Below are 21,625 nucleotides of genomic sequence, written 5' to 3'. Positions count from 1 at the left end.
GCCGGGTGTTTCAAGAGCCGAAGTGTTCTTCTAACGTGGTTTTCATCGTATAAATGAACGCTTCGGACGCCTTGGATAAATATCGTCCCTTGCGGCTGGCCATGACGAGCGTACGGGATGGTGCGGGATTGCCGAGGGTGAGGTAGACCGGCGTATAGTCGCTCCATTTGACGCGCGTCATCATTTTCGGGACGAATGCGATTCCCATTCCGGTAGCGACAAGCGACTGTACCGTCTCGATGTTCGTACTCTCGAAGACAATGCGGGGTTCGAAGCCGCCTTGCTGGCACAGGTCAAGCGTGATCTGCCGAAAGCCCTGGCCTTGCTTCAGCACGACGAAAGGCTCATCCGCCAGCTCGCGAAGCCGAACCGGCGTGCCGCGGTCGGCTAGTCGGTGACCGGGCGGCACGGCCAGCATGATTTCTTCTTCGATAATGGTCTCGTAGGAGAGCGACGGATCGACCGGCAGCGACAGCAGGCTAAGGTCGGTTTGACCGCTGGCGGTAAGCTGTTCGAGCCGAGAGGACGTGTCTTCGACGAGCACGATCTCAATGTCGGGGTATTTCTTGGCGAATACCGGAAGAATGAGGGGCAGCACATGCGAGCCCGTCATCGGCAGACAACCGACGACGAGCTTGCCTTTGCGCATATGAGAGAGATCGTCGAGTTCCTGCTTCAGCTGCTCGATGCTGTCCAGAATCGTCTGCGCCTTATCGACGAACACGGATCCGGCATGGGTCAGTTCCACCGAATTCGTCGTGCGGCGAAACAGCAGGACGCCGATCTCTTTCTCCAATTTGGACAGCTGCTGGCTGAGAGAGGGCTGTGCGATATGAAGCTTCTCCGCGGCGCGGGAGAAGTTTTTTTCCTTGGCGATTTGAATGACATATTGGAGCTGGCGAAATTCCATGTTTGGGGCACCCCTTGCGAAGTTCTGATGATGGATCGTTCATAGGTTGAATCTATTACTGTTATAGATATTATATCTTAGATCAATGAAGAAGGAAATGCTATGATGACTTCATCAGATCGACAGAGCGATTTAACGAACTTATGAGGTGATTATCGATGACGAAGAGAACATTGTTTGAGAAGATTTGGGACAACCACGTCATTCATTCCGAAGCCGGCAAGCCAAGCATTCTTTACATTGACCTGCACCTGGTGCACGAGGTTACTTCGCCGCAAGCCTTCGAAGGACTTCGGATGTCCGGCCGCCAAGTACGCCGTCCCGAACTGACTTTCGCGACGATGGACCACAACGTACCAACGAAGGACCGTTTCAATATTACCGATCCGATCTCCAAGCAGCAGATCGATACGCTGACGCAGAATTGCAAAGATTTCGGCGTTACGCTTTACGACCTTGATAGCATCGACCAAGGCGTCGTGCACGTTATGGGTCCGGAACTGGGGCTTACGCACCCGGGCAAAACAATCGTTTGCGGCGATAGCCATACGTCCACGCATGGCGCATTCGGCGCGCTGGCATTCGGGATCGGCACGAGCGAGGTCGAGCACGTTCTCGCCACGCAATGTCTGCAGCAGGCGAAGCCGAAGACGATGGAAGTTCGCTTCACCGGCACGCGCAAACCAGGCGTAACCGCGAAAGACCTTATTCTCGGCGTTATCGCCCAATACGGCACGGACTTCGCGACCGGATACGTGATCGAATACACGGGCGAAGCGATCCGTTCGCTCTCCATGGAAGAGCGCATGACCGTTTGTAACATGTCGATCGAGGGTGGCGCTCGCGCCGGTCTGATCGCGCCTGACGCAACGACATACGAATACCTCCGCGGACGCGAGTACGCACCGCAAGGCGAAGCGTTCGACCAAGCAGTCGCGGCCTGGAGCCAGCTGACGACGGACGAAGGCGCGACGTATGACACGATCGTTGATTTCGACGTGGATTCCTTGATCCCGCAAGTAACATGGGGCACATCCCCGGGCATGGGCACGGACATCACCGCTTCCGTACCGAATCCGGCGGACCTGCCGACTGAGAATGACCGTAAAGCAGCCGAGAAGGCGCTTGAATATATGGGGCTGACGCCAGGCACGCCAATGAGCGAGATCGAAGTCGACTACGTCTTCATCGGCTCCTGCACGAACGGCCGGATCGAAGACCTTCGCGCCGCGGCCGAAATCGCCAGAGGCTACAAAGTCAGTGACAAAGTTACCGCGATCGTCGTACCGGGATCCGGCCGGGTCAAAATCCAGGCAGAGAAGGAAGGTTTGGACAAAATCTTCACGGAAGCCGGATTCGAATGGCGCGATGCGGGCTGCTCGATGTGTTTGGCGATGAATCCGGACGTGCTTCAACCGGGCCAACGCTGCGCTTCGACTTCCAACCGCAACTTCGAAGGCCGTCAAGGCCGCGGCGGACGCACGCACCTCGTGTCCCCGGCAATGGCCGCAGCGGCAGCCGTTACGGGCAAGTTCACGGACGTGCGCGATTGGAACATCAAAACCGAAGTATTCAACTAAGCCCGAGACGGAATCGAGAGGAGTTACCAAACTATGCAAGCTTTCACTCAACTGACGGGTATCGTTGCTCCCGTAGACCGTGTTAACGTCGATACAGATGCCATCATTCCAAAACAATTCCTGAAGCGCATCGAGCGCAGCGGATTCGGCCAATTCCTGTTCTTCGAATGGCGTTGGGACGAGAAAGGCAACGTGATCCCGGAATTCAGCCTGAACCAGCCAAGATATCAAGGCTCGTCCGTGCTGCTCTCCCGCGCTAACTTCGGCTGCGGCTCCTCCCGCGAGCACGCGCCGTGGGCGATTCTGGATTATGGGTTCCGCGTCGTCATCGCGCCTTCTTACGCCGACATCTTCTATAACAACTGCTTCAAGAACGGCATCCTGCCAATCCGTTTGACCGAAGAACAAGTCGAAGAGCTGTTCCAGCGCACGCAGAAGAACGAAGGCTACGCGTTGAATGTTGACCTCGAGAACAAGAAGCTCAGCGACAACTACGGACTCGAAATCCAGTTCGATCTGGACGAGCACCGTCGTCAGTTCCTGCTTCAAGGGTTGGACGATATCGGCCTGACGCTTCAGCACGAAGATAAAATTTCCGCGTACGAAGCTAGCCGCGTCGCATTCTAATATTCATATGACCTGACCGATAGCCCCTGCCAAGCAGCAGGGGCTATTTCTTTTGAATCGCTAGCGGTGTAAGGCAAAATGAGGCGGCGCCAAAAAGGACAAAATTTCCTGTTCATACGCAACTTTTTATGACAAAATGCGTCTATGTATTCGTCTAGAACTGTCGGAATGTCGGGTTGTTTCCGTCGAAGTCCTCAGCCTTCGCGAGCAAGCACTCATGCCCGTGAAGCGAATGCGCTGCGTTCGCTTTTTTGTTTACGCTGCTTGCGAAGCCCAAAATCAGTCATCGAGGTGAAAGATGAAGAAGTTAGTATCCGCTGTCATGCTGTTGTCGCTAATCTTTTCGTTAGTTTCGGGCGTGGGCGCACGCGGTGCCGCAGCGGCGGTTTTACCCAAACTGTATCTGAACGGCATCGAGCTGCAGTCGTCCGTGGCGCCGAAGGTTGTCAATCAGCTCACGATGGTGCCGCTTAGAGTCGTTTCGGAAGGCATCGGATTTCAGGTGGATTGGACAAGTCCCACCGTCCAGGTCGGGAATGGTACGTCCAAGATCGTATTGACCTTGGGAAGCAGCAAGGCTGTCGTGAACGATCAGGAAATTGAGCTGGAATCGGCACCATTCGCGGAATCGAACACGACGTTCGTGCCGCTGCGTTTCGTCAGTCAGAATTTAGGGCTTGGCGTAGAGTGGGACCAGCAGGCGCAGTCCGTTCATCTATATCAGAGCAGCGACCCGAACGCAGGAGCCGGTAACGGCGGAGATTCGGGAAGTTCACCGGATGGCTCCGGGCAGGATGCGAGCGATAGCGTAGAAGAAGGCATGCAAGTGAACGCACTGCTCAAAGCGATCGATTTTGACGGGATCAACAGCGTCTACCTACCCTATGACGGGACAATGGGCGAATTGAAGACCACGCTGCTTCATAGTCCGGAACGAATCGTGTTCGACTTGCCGAATACCGCCTTCGACGCGGGTTTCACGACGCCTTTTGCGAATATGGCGTCACAATCCGGCGAAATTACGGTAGATACGCACGTTTCATTGCAAAAGATTCGTTTTTCCTTGTTCTCGGACAAGCCATCTACGGTCAGAGTCGTGTTGGACGTTTCGTCCGCAACCCATTACGAGGTGCTTCGAGAAACAGGCGCGATCGTCATACGCGTATTGGAACCGATTCCCGGCGAGATTACACCGCCTCCGACAACGAATCCCGATCCAAGCACCGGAATTTATAAAGTCGTAATCGACGCCGGACACGGCGGCAAGGACCCCGGAGCGCCGAGCGTCATCGGCAAGTACGAGAAGGAATTCAACTTCGCCGTTGCGAAGAAGGTAATGGCGCTGCTGGATAAAGAAAAGCAAATTAAAGGCATTATGACGCGCTCTACCGATACGTTCGTCGAACTCGACGGACGGGTTAAAATCGCGAACGACGCGAAAGCGGATTTGTTTATTTCCATTCACGCGAACCGCGCGGCATCCTCGAGCGTATCAGGGGTAGAAACCTATTATACGAGGGCGAATAGCAAAGCCTTCGCGGATATCATGCACAAGCACCTCGTGAAGGGGACGGGATTGAAGGACCGCAAAGTCAGAACGGCAAACTTCCGGGTCATTAAATACACGACGATGCCGGCCGTCCTGCTCGAATGCGGCTATCTGTCCAACAAGAACGACACGTCGGTGCTGTTCAACGACGCGAAGCAAAGCCAACTTGCCGCCGAAATCGTCTCAGGGATTAAGGAATATTTGAAATTAAACTAGGAGGGCTTGAATGAAACGTCGAACGGGCGCCAACTACCTGTTTTGCACCATGCTCGCCGCTTCGATGCTGCTTGCGGCATGCGGAGCAAAGGGCGACGTTGGTTCCGAGCCTGATGCGGTTACCGCCGCGGGCAACGAGCAAGCGTCCACCGAACAACAACCCGCGCCGACTCAAGAGCAACAAGCAGAAGAGCCGCAGCCAGATGCGGCGAATGCCGGCAAAGAAGCGCCGCAGGACGCCGTTGAGGAGGCAAAAACGCCGGTCACCGTCTATTTTACAGACGAGGAGCAAACGGGACTAAGCGAGCGGACCCGCGAGCTCGCATTCCCGGCGAACGATAGCAAATCGAAGGTCGAGGCGGCGTTCCAGGCGCTGCAGCAGGATGGGGATAACGGCGAGGTTTCGCTTTGGAAACATGCCGAGCTGCTAAGCGTGAAGGTCGATGGAACGACCGTCACGCTAGATATTCATCTTCCAGACGAAGCGCGATTCGGCGCGCCGGGCGAGGCGCTTGCGATCGAGTCTTTGACCAAAACGTTGTTTCAGTTCGACGACGTGGACGCCATCGATATATTGATCGACGGCGAGAAGGCCGACAGCTTAATGGGACATGAAATGTTGGATCATCCGATCGTAAAACCATAATGAGGAGCATGCACGCATGAAAAGACAGACCAAATGGACGACGCGAACCATTACGGCGGCGGCCGCGTTCTCGTTATTGACGGCAAGCACATGGACAGGCACGGTAACCAAGGTGGAGGCTGCGGCTTCCACCGCCGCTCAAACGGCCGCGACAGCGGGTTTCTCCGACGTAACCGCTAAGCATTGGGCGGCGAAGCATATCGCCAAACTCGCTTCCCAAGGCATCGTCAAAGGCATTAACGGGCAGTTCAAACCGAATGACAACATTACACATCAGGAAGCGGTTGTCATGGCGATTCGATTCATCGGGAAAGAGTCTGAAGTCGATCCGGACAGCGCCGTCGTGTTTGCATCCGGTTTCGAAGTGAGTACATATTTCAAGCCTTACGTGACGAAAGCGTTCGAACTTGGACTGCTTGATCGGGACGAAGAATTCAAATTGGCGGAGGACAACCCGGACACGGCGTGGGGTTCCACGAAAGCTTCCCGCGAGTGGGTAACCAAACTGATCGTCAAAGCGATCAATGAACAGAAGAAGGCCGAAAGCCTGGCGTCCACGGCTTCCAGCTTCCAGGATCGCGCGAAGATCGGCGCCGATTACGTCGGGTATGTGAACGCGGGCGTCGAACTGCAGCTTATTAAAGGGGTTACGGCCGAGAAATTCGATCCGAAGGGGTTCATTACCCGTGCCTCGATCGCCACGATCTTTAGCCGCGCGGAGGCGAAGTATGCGGTCAAGTATGCGGGACAAGCCGGCGGCATTGCCACGACGTTAACGAAGGACGGCATTTCCCTTTATGACGGCGGGAGCGAGAAGTCTTACAAATTGACGGCGAATTCGCTTATCTATCGGCACGATTCCGAACAGCTGTCCGCATTGGATAAACTGGCCTTATACACGAACTACATGGTGATCGCGGACAGTAATAACAACGTGCTTTATTTGGAGCAATTGGACGATACACAGCAGGTGGAGAAAGTTTCGGGCGTTGTCGACCGGGTGCTCCCGGCTTCGAATACCGTGTGGATTTGGGTGAACGATGAGCCGGTCAAAGTCACATATGATGCCAAGACGCTCGTGAAGGATGGAAACGGCAGTGCGATTGCAATCGCAAGCTTGGCCAAAGACAGCAAGGTCGTCGTAACGCGGGATAAGTTCCGCGCTGCGCAGCAGACGCTTGCGATCGAAGTGGAATCTGCACCGGTCAACAAAACGGTCGAAGGCATCGTCAGCGGCGCGTCTGCAGCGAATGCGTCCATAACCGTCGTAGATCCGGCTACGGATGCCTCTTCGACTTACAGCGTTGCTTCCGATGCCGTTATACTCTGGCAGGGGACGCTGCTGGCCGAGGGGCTGGCCGGCATTAAGAACGGCGACGCGGTAACGGTGGAAGTGAAGAATAGCAAGGCGACCAAAATCACGGTTCAGCAGACGTCAGCGCTCACCGTGACCGGAAGCTTCGTGAAGGCTGATGCTTTCACCATGACGATCAACTATACGCGTAACGGCGTTCTGGAAGCGAAATACGTCGCCGACAACGTGGAAGTTCTCATTGACGGACTTTCCGGCGCCACGCTGGCGGATCTGCAGAAGGACGACCAGATCCAGCTGACGCTGAATGGCCAACAGAAAGTAACCTCGATCAAAGCGATCAACCGGTCGGTAAAAGTGATGAACGGCGCGACGATTTTGAGCTTCAAAGCTGACATCAATGCTTTGACCGTGCGAGATGCCGTTACGAATGCACTGCTTTCGGTCTATTTGACCGATACGACCCGCGTGACGGCCAATGACAGCACGATTCCGCTTGTGGCGGCCAAGACGATGCTGGTCGAGAACCGTAAAGTGTCCGTCGGCTACGTGAACGACAAGGCCGTATTCGTACAATTCGTCACCCAATATTCGGGCAAAGTGCTGTCCGTGAACGCGACGACGAAACAAATCAAGCTGGATCTCGGCAACAATTCGTCGCTTACGCTTCCGGTCACCTACGATAACGTCGAAATCCAAGGGAAGAACAACGCCACGCTGGCCGACGTGAAAGTAGGCGATACGGTGACGGGCGTGTTGAATACGGATCAGAATCAATTCCTTTCGATTCGTCTGCATAAGCAGCTTCAAGCCGAAGTTGTCTCGGTATCGGATTCCGCGAAGAAGCTGACGATTAAAGGCAGCGACGGAACGACGACCGACGTCTCGACGGCGGCTATCAAGCTGCTAGGCGAATCCGGCGAGAACGCGGGATTGAGCGCGTTCACCGCGGGCAAAGTCGTTAACCTGACCTACGTAGGCACGACGCCTTCGTCCGTTCAGCTCGTATCGGTAAAAGTGGGCAAGGTCACTAGCCTAGCAGCCGACAAAATTACATTTACCGACTACAATGGCACGGTCAACACTGCAACGCTCTCAAGCGGCTATAGCGTCGTCAAGAATGGCACGACGTCTGCGAGCGCGTCGGTACTCGCCGTTGGCGATCGCGTTGAAATCCGCAAGGACGCCAACGGCGCGCTCCTCATAACAGCACTGACGGGTCTGAACAAAACGTTCGACCGGTATGACGCGAGTACGGGGACGCTGTACGTGAGACTAGCTTCGTTGTCGGATAACAACTATACGTTCGCCGTGACGTCCTCGACGAAAGTGACGCAAGGCGAAGCCGCGATCGCGCTGTCCGCGCTAGCCGCGGATAACAAACTCGTAATCTATGTCTACCAAGGAAAAGTTCTTGAAATTGTCAAGGTTTCATAACGGTGACCCAAAAGCTGTTTCGTCTTTGTGGCGGAACGGCTTTTTTTATGAAATATCACGATGTAAGCGTTCTTTTCAGTTGCGCATTGTGACATTATTCGCTACACTTTGAAACGATAGCCCAATTGTGGGGAGAGAGAGCTGCTTGAACGCAAAGGAAAAAATGAATCATATTTTGCGTGTGGTGGGCGAGATGTTTCCGGACGCCCATTGCGAGCTTCATCACAGCAACCCGTTCGAGCTCACGATAGCCGTATTGCTCTCGGCGCAATGTACCGATGAGACGGTGAACAAAGTAACGGCGACACTGTTTCGGAAGTACCGCACGCCGGAAGATTATTTATCGGTGCCTTTGGAAGAGTTGGAGGGCGATATTCGCCGGATCGGTCTGTTCCGGAATAAGGCGGCGAACATTCAGAAACTGTCCCGATTGCTCCTTGACGATTACGGCGGCGAAATTCCGCGGGAGCATGAGGAGTTGACGAAGCTTCCCGGCGTGGGACGGAAGACGGCGAATGTGGTCGTGTCCAACGCTTTCGGCGTTCCTGCGATCGCGGTGGATACGCATGTCGAGCGCGTGTCCAAACGGCTCGGTATCGCCAAGGCCGACGATTCCGTGCTGGAAGTCGAGAAGAAGCTGATGAAGCTGGTTCCCCGTGACCTATGGACGGAGACCCATCATCGCCTTATTTTTTTCGGACGCTACCACTGCAAGGCGCAAAATCCGGCATGCCCTGTTTGTCCGCTGCTGGACGTCTGCAAAGAAGGCAAACAGCGGATGAAGAATGCCGCGACAGGCAAACCTGATAGCAAAAAGAAGAAATTAACAAGTAAAGGATGAGTTCACGATGAAATGCATTTCCGTTTACACGAAAGATTTTGGCTTGTTCTCCGATATTTACGAAGAGATTATGGATGCCCCTCCGGCCGAGAATGAAGAGAAAGTGATCGAGGGCGTGACAGTATCAGGAGCAGGAGAAGTACCTGAGCAATATATTGAACGTATGCGAGTGAAACCCGAGGTCGTCGTAATGCGTGAGAAAGAGCGTAACGTAACCATTTTGCAGCACGGCGACGTGTTCGAAATTTGTCTTCCGTCGGCTGAAGAGTCGGCTTAATCTGCAGAGAAGCCCCCGAGCGGGCATCAGAAGGCTTGGATAGGGAGAGAGAGGAATGAGCAATCAAGTTGCTCAGCCGGACGTCGGTTCCATGAGCGCCGCGCTTGAGCAGGTAGCTGAGCGAATGGCCGAAACGGGCGATTCGCAACATGCGGGTAAGCTGCGAGACCTGGATGGCAAATTAACGGACGGCAAGCTGGCGATCGCGTTCTGCGGGCATTTCTCGGCAGGTAAATCAACGCTCGTGAACCAGATTTGCGGCACGAATTTGCTGCCGTCGAGTCCGATTCCGACGAGCGCGAACGTCGTCACCATTGCCAGTGGCGAGCCGAAAGCGGTTATCGAACGAGTGAAAGACGGGATAACGGAGACGGTAGAGGCTCCGCTGGAACTGCTGGATGCCTACTGCAAGGATGGCGAGTCGGTAAAGTCGATCGCGCTGTCCTACCCGATCCCGCGTATTGGCGAACATACGGTGCTCCTGGATACGCCGGGCATCGATTCGACCGACGACGCTCACCGTATGGCGACGGAGTCCGCGCTGCATATGGCGGACGTCGTTTTCTATGTCATGGATTACAACCATGTCATGTCCGAGATTAACTTTACGTTCGCGAAGCAGCTGAAAGAATGGGGAAAGCCGCTTTATTTAATCGTGAATCAAATCGATAAGCACCGCGATCGGGAGTTGTCGTTCGCGGCGTATCGTCAAAGCGTCGAGGAAGGGTTCGCCAACTGGCACCTGGAGCCGAGCGGTATCCTTTATCTGTCGCTGCGTCACCCGGATCATCCGCACTCCGAGTGGGAGAAGCTGGAGCGGCTGCTTGCAGAGCTCGCCCCGATGCGGCGCGACCTATCGCTCTGCAGCGTGTACGATTCGGCGGCCCATCTGCTGCGCGCGCATGCGCAGTGGGTGGCCGAGCAGCATGCCTCCGAGCGCGAAGCGCTCTTGGAAGCGGCTGGCGGAGAAGAGGAATCGGCCCAAGTCAAAGCCGAGATCGATGCGCTCAATGGCCGCTTGGCCGAAATTCGGGAGCAGCAGGACATGTACCGCACGAAGCTGCTCGGCGAGGCGCAAAGCTTGCTGGACAACGCGATCGTCATGCCGGCAGCGACCAGAGATTTGGCGCAGTCATTCCTGGAGAGCCGCAAGCCGGGCTTCAAGATGGGACTGCTCTTTGCTGGCGCCAAGACCGCGGCCGAGCAGGAACGGCGGCTTGCCGCGTTTCGCGATGATTTCGCGGCGAAGGTCGAGGCGAACATCGAATGGCATTTGAAAGACTTGCTGCGCAGATCGGCCGATGCGCTGGGGTGGCGGGACGCGACGCTTGAAGAACGGCTGGAGCAATCGCTTCAACTCGAGATCAAGCCGGAACGTCTGATCGGGCTCATTCAGCAAGGGGCCGTGTTCAGCGGCGAATATACGATGAATTATAGCCGTGAATTGGCGTCTGACGTTAAGGCGGAATATCGCAGGCTAATTTTGCCTTGGGTTGATGAGCTCGCCGCCAGAGCCGCGGAATCCGGCGAATCCGAAGCGGTGCCGTTGCGCGAACGCTTACGTGACTTGTCCGGCCAGGCGTCGGCGCTGGAAGCCTTGACGGCTTTGGCCAGACGAGAGAACGAGCACGAGGCTGAGCTTACCGCGATGCTGCCGGAAGCTCCGGCGCGTCCTGCAATGCCGATCCCGCTGAAGACGGCGGAGACACAGCCAGCATCTCACGGGGCAAGCCAAGCGAATGAGAAACCGGATGCCTCGCTTAAAGGCAATACAGGCGAGATTGATTCGCCGCAGTCGCTGAACCAGACTTGGACGGCGTACAGCGAACAATCCGATGCGCTCGGTCCTCAACGCGAAGCTGCGAAGCGTCTGAAGGCCGCCGTGGATATGTTGGCTCCGCATGCTGCGCTGGCTGGTTCGGTCGCGACCATGCGGGAGAAGGCGGAGCGTCTAACCAGCAGCCAATTCACCATCGCGTTGTTCGGCGCGTTCAGCGCGGGCAAATCCTCCCTCGCCAACGGCTTGCTGGGCGATTCCGTGCTGCCGGTCTCCCCGAATCCGACGACGGCCGCGGTCAACCGGATCGTGCCTCCAACCGAAGAGCGTCCGCACGGCACCGCGACGGTCGTCATGAAGGACCGGGCGGCCATGATCGGCGACCTGCTCTATTCGTTGAAGCTGCTCGGAGAGACGGCGGATGGTCTCGACGAGAGAGCCATTCTTCAAGCCATCGGCAAGCTGTCGCCAGACGCGGTGCATGCCGGCGGACGGCCGCATTACAGCTTCCTTAAAGCGGCGGCTCGCGGCTGGCAGGAGCATGAAGCCCTGCTCGGCACGAAACTGGCCGTCGACAACGAGTTGTATCGCAAATACGTGGCAGAAGAATCACGGTCATGTTTCGTGAGCGAAATCGTACTGCATCATGCCAATGCGCTTACGGCGCAAGGGATTGTGCTCGTGGATACGCCAGGCGCGGATTCCGTTAATGCCCGCCATACGGGCGTGGCGTTCAACTACATCAAGAACGCGGATGCGATCTTGTTCGTGACGTACTACAATCATGCGTTCTCGCAGGCGGACCGCCAGTTCCTGCTGCAGCTTGGCCGCGTGAAGGATCAATTCGAGCTGGACAAAATGTTCTTCATCGTCAACGCGGCGGATTTGGCAGCGAGCGACGAAGAACTGCAGGGCGTGCTCGCGCACGTCGAACGCAATCTGCAGCAGCACGGCATCCGGTTCCCGCGCATGTTCCCGGTATCCAGCCTGCTGGCTTTGGAAGGGAAGCAGACGGGCAGCGAGCGGCTGCTGGCCAAATCCGGCATTGCCGCATTCGAGCAGTCGTTCCTGTCATTCGCCAGAGGCGACTTGGGCAAGCTGGCGATCGAGTCGGCCGAAGAAGAGATCCGCAGGGCGAGAAGAACGATCGAAGAGTGGCTCCGCTCAGCACAGGGAGACGCGGCTTCGCGCGAAGCGGAGCGGAAGCGGATCGAGAGCCGCGCCGCCGAGGCGATCCGATTGTCGGACGCCGTAGCCGATCGCGGGTTGAACCCGCAATTGGAGCAGGAGCTGCGCGAGCTCTTGTTCTACGTGCAGCAGCGTCTTGGCTTGCGCTTCGGCGACCACTTCAACTACGCCTTCAACCCGAGCAGTCTGCAGGACGATGGACGCGACCTGAAGAGAGCGATCTGGACCTCCTGGCTGGAGCTGGCCCGATTGCTCCAAATCGAGCTGTCGCAAGAATTGCAGGCGACGAGCTTGCGGCTCGATAACGCCTTGAACCGTTTGGCGGCCAAACGCCACGGCGATACGGCCGAGGAAATCGCAAAGCTGCTGGAAGGCTATGCCCCATCGGCTTACAAGCCGCTCGCGCCGCCGACGCCGGAAGAGCCTCGGGAATGGGAGGCAGACTCGGTGACGGGCAAATGGCTGTGGAGCCGGTTCAAATCGCCTCGTCAGTTCTTCGAAGGCGAAGGCAAAGCGCAGCTTCGCAAAGCGCTTGAAGCGGAGATTGCCGCTCCGCTTGCGCGCTGGTTCCAAGAGGTCGAAGAAGCGTGGGCAGCGCGTTATCGGGAGCTGTGGCAGCAAGCGACCGAAAGCAGCAGCCAGCTGACGCGAAGCGATATCGACGCCTTCGTGCAAGGCAAGCTGCATTCCCTGAGCGGAGATGCCGATGTGACTCGTCTGCAAGCGCTGGGCGAATCGCTAGCCGGACTTACTTCATCGAATTAACAGGATAGAGCTTTTGCGGGCGGCCGTTTGGCCGCTCGCGAAAGCTCTTTTTTGTTTACGGGCAGACGCCTCGGTTCTGGGTAAAAATGGGTGTGATGGAATCGTGCAAAAACCGGGGATGAATGTGCAAAAACGGAGCAATGCGGGCATGTTGGATATGATTTAAGACGATATCGAAGAATACCCCCTCTCTCGCGCGCAGGATGGGGAAGGAAGCGGATTTTGCCATTTATTCGCGTTTGTTCGTTGTTTGCCCTGCCGGAATGATGCTGTTAAGATTCACTCATATTCATAATAACGGCAGTGGGGAGTGGGAGAGAAGTTGGACGTTTTTAGGCGATTGAAACCGTATTACTGGGCAGAGCGCAAAAGTTTGCTGGCTTCGATCGTGTGCTTGATGTGCGCGACCGCGCTCGGGTTGGTCTACCCGAACATGCTCCGCATTTTGATCGACGACGTGATCAGGCCGCAGCAGTTCGATATGGTGCCGGCGTTGTCGCTGACCGTCGTAGGGGTTGTCTTTCTGAAAGGGTGTCTTCAGTTTTTGCACGGTTTCTTCGGCGGTCGCCTTGGCAACCGCGTCGCCTTCCGGCTGCGTAACGCGTCCTACGAGAAACTGCAAACGTTGTCTTTTCAATATTACGACACGGCCCGCACGGGAGATCTTATGTCCCGCTTGACCGCGGATCTCGAGGCGATCCGCAACTTCATCGGCTTTGGCTTCGCCCAAATTTTGAACATGTTCCTCATGGTCGGCTTCGGCGCGGCGATGATGATGTCGATCAGCTGGCAGCTGACGCTCATGACGATGATTACGATTCCGCTGCTCGCGTTGACCGCGCTGCGGTTCGAGAAGCTGATTCACCCGGCTTTCCGCGAAATGCGGCAGGCGATGAGCAACCTGACGACGGCCGTGCAGGAGAACATTACCGGCGTGCGCACCGTCAAGTCGTTCGCGCGCGAAACGCACGAAATCGACAAGTTCTCGATCCGCAGCGAAGCGTACAAGCAAAATCAGATCGGCGCTTCGAATTTGTGGGGACGGTATTTTCCGATCATGGAGCTGCTGGCCAGCTTGTGCGTCGTCATTCTGCTCGTGCTCGGCGGACGCATGGTTATACAAGGCTCGTTAACCCTCGGCGAGCTGGTTGCGTTCTTCAGCATGATCTGGTACATTATCGGCCCGATGTGGGGATTGGGCTTCCATATCAACAACTATACGCAGTCCAAGGCGTCCGGCGAGCGGCTCATCGAGTTGTTCAACCACTACGTGCACGTCAAAGATGCGGAGGCGGCGGTCGTGCTCGGCGACAACAAGCTAAAGGGACATGTGCGGTTCGAGAACGTGACGTTTCATTACGCGGACAAAACGCCGGCTGTGCGCAACATCAGCATCAACGCGCCGGCAGGCTCGGTTATCGGCTTGCTCGGAGGCACGGGCTCGGGCAAATCGACGATCATCCAGCTGCTGATGCGGGCGTACAACGCGCAGGAAGGGACGATCTCCATCGATGGGATGGATATCCGCAATCTCGCCCTTGAAAGCTTGCGTTCGCAAATCGCGACCGTGTTCCAAGAGACGTTCCTCTTCTCCTGCTCGATACGCGACAATATCGCCTACGGCGTCAAAGACGTCACGATGGATGATATTATCCACGCGGCGAAATTAGCCAAAGCCCATGACTTCATCATGGAGCTGCCGGAAGGCTACGACACGATTGTCGGCGAACGCGGCATGGGGCTCTCCGGCGGACAGAAGCAGCGGATCGCGATTGCTCGCGCGCTGATCAAAAATCCGCGCATCCTCATTCTGGACGACGCGACGAGCGCGGTCGACATGGAGACCGAACACGAGATTCAAGCCGGTTTCCAGGAAGTCATGGCAGGCCGGACGACCTTTATCATCGCACACCGGATATCGTCGCTGCGGCATGCCGACGAAATTCTTGTCCTGCAAGGCGGGGAAATCGTGCAGCGCGGCAAACACGAGGAGCTTAGCCGGATACCGGGCCCGTATCAAGATACGTACAACATTCAATATGCCGACAGACCTAACCGGAACGCCGGTTTGGACAGCCGGAAGGAGGTTGCGCCGTGAGTTCGCGCGAAGAGTCCGCGAGGTCGGACAATCGGGAGCGTTTTATTTACAAGGACGACGATGCGATCGAGAAACCGTTTAACTGGTCGCAGATTACGCGGTTGTTCCGGTACATGAAACCGTATGCCAAACAGATGCTGCCGCTCGTGCTCGTCATGATGGTGCTCGGTACGGCTACCCGGCTTGCGGTGCCGGCGCTCATCATCGTGGCGATCGACGAAGCGATCGCGCCGAAGAACGGCGAGCCGAGCATGCAGAAGCTGTATATGTACGCCGGCATCATGCTCGCATTATATGTGATCCAGTGGGGGGCGAACACGCTCCGCATCAAATATACGAATATTATCGGGCAGCGGGTCATTTACGACCTTCGCCAGGATTTGTTCCGCCATATCCAGAAGCTGTCGTTCCGCTTCTTCGACAAGCGGCCGGCGGGCTCCGTACTCGTACGCGTGACCAACGACGTGAACTCGCTGCAGGATTTGTTCACCAACGGCGTCGTTAACTTGTTGATGGACTGCGTGCAATTAGTCGGCATCGTCGTCATCCTGCTCGTGTGGAACTTCAAGCTGGGGCTGGCCATCATGGTCACCGTGCCGCTCATGTTCATCGTCTCCACGTCGCTGCGCAAGCGGATCCGGTTCGCTTGGCAGGATGTGCGGATGAAGCAGTCCCGGATCAATTCCCACTTGAATGAATCGATCCAAGGGATGCGCGTGACGCAGGCGTATACGCAGGAGAAGGCGAACTTCGCGTTCTTCAATCATATCAACAGCATCAACATCCAGGCGTGGAACAAGGCGTCCGCGCTCAACCAAGCGTTCGGCCCGGTCATCGAGGTGACCTCCGCGGTAGGCACGCTCATTCTGTTCTGGTACGGCTCCCATCTGATTCAGACGGGCGCGATTACCGTCGGCGTCTTGGTCGGCTTCGCCAACTACATCGGCAACTTCTGGGATCCGATCAACCGGCTCGGCCAAATGTACGCGCAGCTGCTGATCGCGATGGCGTCCTCCGAGCGGATCTTCGAGTATATCGATGAGAAGCCGACCGTCGGCGAGCTGCCGGGCGCGCGCAAGCTCGCGACGATTCGCGGCGACGTCTCCTTCGAGAATCTGGTGTTCGAGTATGAGAAAGGGCGGCCTGCGCTGAAAGGCATATCCCTTGAGGTGAAAGCCGGACAGACGATCGCGCTCGTCGGCCATACCGGTTCGGGCAAAAGCACGATTATGAACCTGCTGTCGCGATTCTACGATCCGGTGGAAGGCGCCGTCAAAATCGACGGCACGGACATTCGCGGCGTGACGATCGAAAGCCTGAGATCGCAAGTCGGCGTCGTGCTGCAGGATACGTTTATTTTCTCCGGCACCATTCGCGACAACATCCGATTCGGCCGCCTGGACGCGACGGACGCGGAAGTCGTGGAGGCGGCGAAAGCGGTGGACGCGCATGAGTTCATCATGAGCCTCCCCGACGGTTACGACACGGAGGTGCAGGAGCGGGGCAACGTGCTGTCGATGGGACAGCGGCAGCTGCTGTCGTTCGCGCGGGCTCTCTTGGCTGATCCGCGCATTCTCATTCTCGACGAAGCGACGGCGAGCATCGATACCGAGACGGAGCTGAAGATCCAGGAAGCGCTCAAAAAGCTGCTCGCCGGCCGCACGTCGTTCATCGTTGCGCACCGGCTGTCGACCATTCGCGGCGCCGACCGGATCGTCGTACTTGACCATGGCCGAATCGTGGAACAGGGCACGCACGACGAATTGATGCGTCATGGCGGCACATACAACGGATTAATCGAAGCGCAATATCGTTTTCTGTCGGCATAATTCTTGATTTTTACAGCGGGAACCTCCACAATGGAAGAAAACGCCGTCCGGACCGTCACGCCGTAATTCGGCTTTCGGTCCGGGCGCCATTCCAGGAGGTTCTTTTCTTTATGTACGGATCACCGCTTTCCACGCGCGCGCGCAAAATGATGCTGCTCGGCTCCGGCGAACTCGGCAAGGAAGTCGTCATTGAAGCGCAGCGTCTCGGCGTCGAGACGATCGCCGTCGACCGCTACGACAATGCGCCGGCCATGCAGGTTGCCCATCGGCATTACGTGATCGACATGCTGGATGCCGCCGCGCTGCGCGATCTCATTCTGACCGAGAAACCGGACCTGATCGTACCCGAGATCGAAGCGATCGCGACAAGCGCGCTCGTCGAGCTGGAGAAGGAAGGGTTCCGCGTCGTGCCGACGGCGCGCGCCGCGCTGCTGACGATGGACCGCGAAGGCATTCGCCGTCTGGCGGCGGAGACGCTGGCGCTTCCGACCGCGCCTTACCGGTTCGCGGATTCGCTCGAAGAACTGCGCGAAGCGGTGGCCGCGCTCGGCACGCCGTGCGTGATTAAGCCGATCATGAGCTCCTCGGGCAAAGGCCAGAGCGTGTGCAAGACGGAAGCGGATGTCGAGGCGTGCTGGCAGTACGCCATGGACGGCGGCCGCGCGAAGAAGCAGCGGGTCATCGTGGAAGGATTCGTCTATTTCGAATCCGAAATTACCCTGCTGACCGTTCGATCGGTGTCGGGTACGACGTTCTGCGCGCCGATCGGGCATGTGCAGAAGGATGGCGACTACATCGAATCGTGGCAGCCGCACGAGATGACGCAGGAGCAGATCGGACAAGCCGAAGCGATCGCGAAGGCGGTCACGGACGAGCTGGGCGGCTACGGCATCTATGGCGTAGAGCTGTTCCTGACCCAGGACGGCGTGCTGTTCAGCGAAGTGTCGCCGCGCCCGCATGACACCGGCATGGTGACGATGGCGACGCAGGATCTCTCGGAATTCGCGCTGCACGCCCGCGCGATTCTCGGTTACCCGATCCCGAACGTACGGCTGTTGACGCCAGGCGCCTCCCACACGCTGAAAGCGGATCGCGATTCCGACTCGTTCCAGATCGGCGGTCTGGAGGAAGCGTTGGCGCTGCCGAGCACGCAGGTGCGCGTATTCGGCAAGCCGGTTACGAAGCCGGGCCGCCGGATGGCCGTTGCCCTCAGCACGGCGGCCACGACGGAGCAGGCGCGCGCGACGGCCAAGCAAGCCGCCGAATCGCTTCGCATCGTATACGAATAAGCGGTTTGATGAACAGAGTCCTCTCGGGGGCTCTGTTTTTTTGCCCCAAGTACGCTTATCTTGACTCGCGATGATGCCGTGATCCGTTTCGCCCTTTCATTTCACTTGGATGGCCGCAATATATTGCGGACCAAGCTGCTCAGCATGCATAAAAGGGCTTTCCTGAACAGGAACGATTTGCAAATTTTTTGTGAAAGCATTATTTTAGAAGACAAGACTGCTTTTTTTCGGCATAACTTTCGTTTTTTTGACCGTTTTTTTCTTGGGGAAGGCAAAAGGGGGATAGAGAGATGGGGAATAAGCGAACGTCTTCCGATACGTTGTGGAAAGTCCTCGGCTTGACGGCGCTATTGTCGACGGCGCTGCTGGTTGCCGGGTTCGGCTATGCCGTCAAGGATTTGGTCTGGCCAACGCCGGAGCACACCCCGATGCAATCGCCGCAAGCCGAGCTTCCGGCCAAGAAGCCGCTCTCCGAAAGCAGCGAAATTCGTATTACCGCGATCGGAGATTCGTTGACGAAAGGGTTCGGCGATGACGAGGGTCAGGGGTACGTCAAACAAGTGGTCGCCATGCTGAAGGACAAGTGGGACATGCCGGTCCGGCTGAACAATAATTTGGCGGTCAACGGCCTGCGAGCCGATGAATTAGCCGAATTGCTCCGAACGAACAAAGGCTATCAGTATACGATCCAGCAGGCGAACCTCGTCTTGTTCACGATCGGCGGCAACGACCTGTTCCAATCGGTAACCGGCGAGAAGGCGAGCGAAGCGACGGGACAGTTCGACCTGGAGAAGCTGAAAGCGGGCATGCCGGAAGGGCTCAAACGGTTCGAAGCGGTCATCGAGCAGATTCACGCGCTTAACCCGAACGCGCACGTCGTGTACGTGGGACTGTTCAACCCGTTCTACGAATTGGAGGAGCTTCGCGCCGGCAGTCCATACATCCAACAGTGGAATCAGCAGGCATACGACATTTTGCATCGATACGATAATATGACGGTCGTGCCGACGTTCGATTTGTTCGAGAGCGCGAGCGATCTTTATTTATCGTCGGACCATTTTCATCCGAATCATCTCGGCTACGAGCAGATTGCGTCGCGCATCGTGCAATCGCTTCGCTGACCGGGTGACCGCCATAGCGATCCCATTAGTGACAGGAGGCTGCCTATGACTTTCGTAACAGAAGCTCCGCCGCTTAGGCCCATAACCGAGCCGGCAGTCCGTCGGGACATCCAGCCGGATACGGTACTGTCCGTAAGAGGCATCAAGAAGAGCATTCGCGGTAAAATGATTATTCACGACGTTTCCTTCGACGTGCGCGCAGGCGAAATTTTCGGATTTCTCGGACCGAACGGTTCCGGCAAGACGACGACGATCCGCATGCTGGTCGATCTCATCAAACCGACGGCGGGCGAGATCGAAATCGGCGGCTTCAATGTGCACCGGCATCCCGAGGAAGCGCTTCGCCACGTCGGCTGCATCGTGGAGAATCCGGAAGTATACAGCTATATGAGCGGCTGGGAGAACCTCGAGCATTTCGCCCGCATGCAGGCGGGCATCGGCAAAGACCGGATCGACGAGGTCGTCGCGATCGTCGGCTTGGACCAGCGCATTCACGATAAAGTGAAGACGTATTCGCTCGGCATGCGACAGCGGCTCGGCATCGCCCAAGCGCTGCTCGGCAGGCCGAAGCTGTTGATTTTGGACGAACCGACGAACGGCTTGGACCCGAAAGGCATCAAGGAGCTTCGTGAGTTTATTAGGTCGCTCGCGGGCCAAGGGATGAGCCTGTTCATCTCTAGTCATCTGTTGAGCGAGATCCAACTCATGTGCGATCGCGTCGCTATTATTAGCCATGGGCGGGTAAGGGCCGTCGGCACGGTGGACGAGCTCGTCGCGCAAGCGGGCAGCTACGTGGTCTGGCAATTCGATCCGACCGAAGCTGGCCGAAGGCTGCTGGCAGAGGAAGGCGTCCGCCTGATCGCGGACGACGAGCATCAGATCGAAGAGGGGATTTTGGCGCCAATGAAGGAGCCGATCGTCGCGCAGATGCCGGCAGACCGCATCCAGGAGCTCGTTGGCAAAGCGGTGCAAAGCGGAATCGGCATCCGATCGGTGCAGCATGTCGCTCCCACGCTCGAAGAGTTATTTTTGCGAATGACGGAGGGAGAAAGCATTGGATAGGCTGCTGCCGCTCATGCAGAACGAGACGCTCAAGATTTGGAGAAAAAAACGGTTCTACGTCGTCGTTCTCGTCTTAATCATTCTTATTCCGATTTTCACCTATGCCCAAATGCGGATTTCGCAAACGAACGCCCAGAACTTCAAGGATTGGCGCAACCAAGTCATGAATCAAATCAACGATTACCAGAGCACGCTGGCAAGCGATAGCGTGCCGGAGGAATGGAAGCGGTACCGCCGGATCGCCGTTCAGCAGCTCCAGTATTATCTGGACCGGGACGTCAATCCGAGCACGCCCGACGCGATCACGTTCACGCGTGGATTCATGTCGGGGTCGGTCACGCTGTTCTATCCGCTGCTCGTGCTTGCGATCGCCTCCGACCTCGTGTCGGGCGAGCGAACGACGGGGACGATCAAGATGCTGCTGACTAGACCGGTCCGAAGATGGAAGATCCTGCTCAGCAAAATGCTGGCCATGACGCTCTACGTGTCGTTGATCGTCGTGACGAGCTTCTTGCTCTGTTATCTGATCTCGGGCGCTTTCTTCGGCTATTCGGGGTGGGACGCGCCGGTATTCACCGGCTTCGACGTGTCCGGCGCGCAGGTTGACAGCTCGAACGTGCATGCCATTCCGCAATGGCAATATATGATCATGCAGGGCGGGCTGATCTGGTTTTCGTCCATGACGGTCGCGTTACTGGCGCTTATGGTATCTGTGCTGTTGCGCGGAACGGCGGCGAGCATCGTCACGATGATGGCGGCCGTCATCACCGGCACGATCCTCGGCAACATGGCATCGTCATGGGACAGCGCCAAATATTTCTTTTCGGTGAACCTCGATTTGACGATGTACATGAACGGCTCGCCGCCTCCGATCGCCGGCATGTCGCTGCCGTTTTCGCTTACGGTATTGGCGGTTTGGGCGGCGATAAGTATCGTCGTTTCGTTCCTTGTCTTTACGAAACAGGATATTTTGAATTAAAATAGCTTGAAGTGACGGTAGAGCAGCTGTGCCAGGCGGGAGCCGGGCGCAGCCGTCGTCATTTAAGGCAGAGCTGACCGGGCGGATCGGGAACGCCAAGTCGTCGGGGGAGTACCTCGCGC

15 protein-coding genes are annotated in these 21,625 nt (G+C 56.9%); 14 read left to right on the top strand and 1 reads right to left on the bottom strand.

Features of this window, described 5'->3' with window-relative positions; genetic code table 11:
• Window positions 1-10: 10 nt before the first annotated feature.
• A complete protein-coding gene (locus ACFSKT_RS17735; RefSeq protein ID WP_377719656.1) occupies window positions 11-910 on the bottom strand; it encodes a LysR family transcriptional regulator in 900 nt (299 codons plus the stop codon).
• A 158-nt stretch (window positions 911-1,068) separates the two neighbouring features.
• On the opposite strand from ACFSKT_RS17735, the gene leuC reads away from it, so the two are divergent.
• The 14 genes from leuC to ACFSKT_RS17665 all read left to right on the top strand — a co-directional run bounded on the left by leuC (window position 1,069) and on the right by ACFSKT_RS17665 (window position 21,503).
• Window positions 1,069-2,490, top strand: a complete 1,422-nt coding sequence (leuC, locus tag ACFSKT_RS17730) for a 3-isopropylmalate dehydratase large subunit (protein ID WP_377719657.1) — start codon at window positions 1,069-1,071, stop codon at window positions 2,488-2,490.
• Window positions 2,491-2,523: 33 nt separating this feature from the next.
• Window positions 2,524-3,117 (top strand): 3-isopropylmalate dehydratase small subunit, encoded by a 594-nt coding sequence (gene leuD / locus ACFSKT_RS17725; RefSeq protein WP_377719658.1) that lies wholly within the window; start codon window positions 2,524-2,526, stop codon window positions 3,115-3,117.
• A 298-nt stretch (window positions 3,118-3,415) separates the two neighbouring features.
• A complete protein-coding gene (locus tag ACFSKT_RS17720; protein WP_377719659.1) occupies window positions 3,416-4,882 on the top strand; it encodes an N-acetylmuramoyl-L-alanine amidase in 1,467 nt (488 codons plus the stop codon).
• A gap of 10 nt (window positions 4,883-4,892) precedes the next feature.
• Window positions 4,893-5,528, top strand: coding sequence for a GerMN domain-containing protein (locus tag ACFSKT_RS17715; protein WP_377719660.1), 636 nt, complete (start codon window positions 4,893-4,895; stop codon window positions 5,526-5,528).
• 16 nt (window positions 5,529-5,544) lie between these two features.
• Window positions 5,545-8,277, top strand: a complete 2,733-nt coding sequence (locus ACFSKT_RS17710) for an S-layer homology domain-containing protein (RefSeq protein ID WP_377719661.1) — start codon at window positions 5,545-5,547, stop codon at window positions 8,275-8,277.
• Window positions 8,278-8,440: 163 nt separating this feature from the next.
• Window positions 8,441-9,118 (top strand): endonuclease III, encoded by a 678-nt coding sequence (gene nth / locus ACFSKT_RS17705; protein WP_377720608.1) that lies wholly within the window; start codon window positions 8,441-8,443, stop codon window positions 9,116-9,118.
• Window positions 9,119-9,125: 7 nt separating this feature from the next.
• Window positions 9,126-9,395, top strand: a complete 270-nt coding sequence (locus ACFSKT_RS17700) for an NAD/NADP transhydrogenase alpha subunit (RefSeq protein ID WP_377719662.1) — start codon at window positions 9,126-9,128, stop codon at window positions 9,393-9,395.
• A gap of 55 nt (window positions 9,396-9,450) precedes the next feature.
• Window positions 9,451-13,125 carry a dynamin family protein gene (locus ACFSKT_RS17695; protein ID WP_377719663.1) on the top strand — a complete coding sequence of 1,225 codons (3,675 nt, stop codon included), beginning with the start codon at window positions 9,451-9,453 and terminating at the stop codon, window positions 13,123-13,125.
• 322 nt (window positions 13,126-13,447) lie between these two features.
• Window positions 13,448-15,223, top strand: coding sequence for an ABC transporter ATP-binding protein (locus ACFSKT_RS17690; RefSeq protein ID WP_377719664.1), 1,776 nt, complete (start codon window positions 13,448-13,450; stop codon window positions 15,221-15,223).
• Window positions 15,220-17,052, top strand: a complete 1,833-nt coding sequence (locus tag ACFSKT_RS17685; RefSeq protein WP_377719665.1) for an ABC transporter ATP-binding protein — start codon at window positions 15,220-15,222, stop codon at window positions 17,050-17,052. Before ACFSKT_RS17690 ends, ACFSKT_RS17685 begins: the two co-directional genes overlap by 4 nt.
• 110 nt (window positions 17,053-17,162) lie before the next feature.
• Window positions 17,163-18,341 carry a formate-dependent phosphoribosylglycinamide formyltransferase gene (gene purT, locus ACFSKT_RS17680; protein WP_377719666.1) on the top strand — a complete coding sequence of 393 codons (1,179 nt, stop codon included), beginning with the start codon at window positions 17,163-17,165 and terminating at the stop codon, window positions 18,339-18,341.
• Between the two features lie 290 nt (window positions 18,342-18,631).
• Window positions 18,632-19,462 (top strand): GDSL-type esterase/lipase family protein, encoded by an 831-nt coding sequence (locus ACFSKT_RS17675; protein ID WP_377719667.1) that lies wholly within the window; start codon window positions 18,632-18,634, stop codon window positions 19,460-19,462.
• A gap of 165 nt (window positions 19,463-19,627) precedes the next feature.
• Window positions 19,628-20,524 carry an ABC transporter ATP-binding protein gene (locus ACFSKT_RS17670; protein WP_377720609.1) on the top strand — a complete coding sequence of 299 codons (897 nt, stop codon included), beginning with the start codon at window positions 19,628-19,630 and terminating at the stop codon, window positions 20,522-20,524.
• Window positions 20,517-21,503, top strand: a complete 987-nt coding sequence (locus ACFSKT_RS17665) for an ABC transporter permease (RefSeq protein ID WP_377719668.1) — start codon at window positions 20,517-20,519, stop codon at window positions 21,501-21,503. Before ACFSKT_RS17670 ends, ACFSKT_RS17665 begins: the two co-directional genes overlap by 8 nt.
• Window positions 21,504-21,625 lie beyond the last annotated feature (122 nt).

It is taken from the genome of Paenibacillus xanthanilyticus (assembly GCF_042682185.1).
In the GTDB taxonomy this organism is placed as follows: domain Bacteria; phylum Bacillota; class Bacilli; order Paenibacillales; family Paenibacillaceae; genus Paenibacillus_Z; species Paenibacillus_Z xanthanilyticus.
Note: the sequence above shows the minus strand (reverse complement) of the source record. Positions and strands in the feature narration are given on the sequence as shown.